We start from the raw sequence: 405 nt of genomic DNA, 5'->3' as shown, positions 1-405 counted from the left end.
CATCAATTCGATCCCTCTGCGATGCCCCCATGATCTTGAACGATGTCATGGTATTGGTCCGCAGCGGCCCGAATGTGCAGTCACACGTAGACAATTCGGTCAAGCGTTCGTCACGTTTCGGCCACGGCGCCGAGCCGTCGCACGTTCTGAACGCTCCGATCTCCCGAAGCGTCAGTCCGCGACGGCCTCCTCGCGGGCGGCGTTCAACTTGAGGACCCGAGCGCACGAGAGCGGGGTCACGAGAGCGTTGGTCCGCAGGCCCGACTGAGGCAGCCGCTGAGATTCGAGGGTGTCGTCGTCTTCCTCAAGCCGATAGGACGAGGGGTGCCTGCGCTTGGCCGCGGCCAGCTCACGCGAGTACCGCTGCGACGAACACCAGAGCGGATGCGTCGCCAACTCGATGAC

1 protein-coding gene is annotated in these 405 nt (G+C 63.7%); it reads right to left on the bottom strand.

What is annotated here, in order from left to right; all coding sequences use genetic code 11:
- Positions 1-171 precede the first annotated feature (171 nt).
- Positions 172-405 (bottom strand): hypothetical protein (locus tag V2J85_RS40935; protein ID WP_330824436.1); only part of this gene is annotated, 234 nt, incomplete at its 5' end.

It is taken from the genome of Streptomyces bugieae (genome assembly GCF_036352915.1).
In the GTDB taxonomy this organism is placed as follows: Bacteria; Actinomycetota; Actinomycetes; order Streptomycetales; family Streptomycetaceae; genus Streptomyces; species Streptomyces endophytica.
The sequence above is the reverse complement of the archived record's forward strand: the minus strand, read 5'-3'. Positions and strand labels throughout refer to the sequence as shown.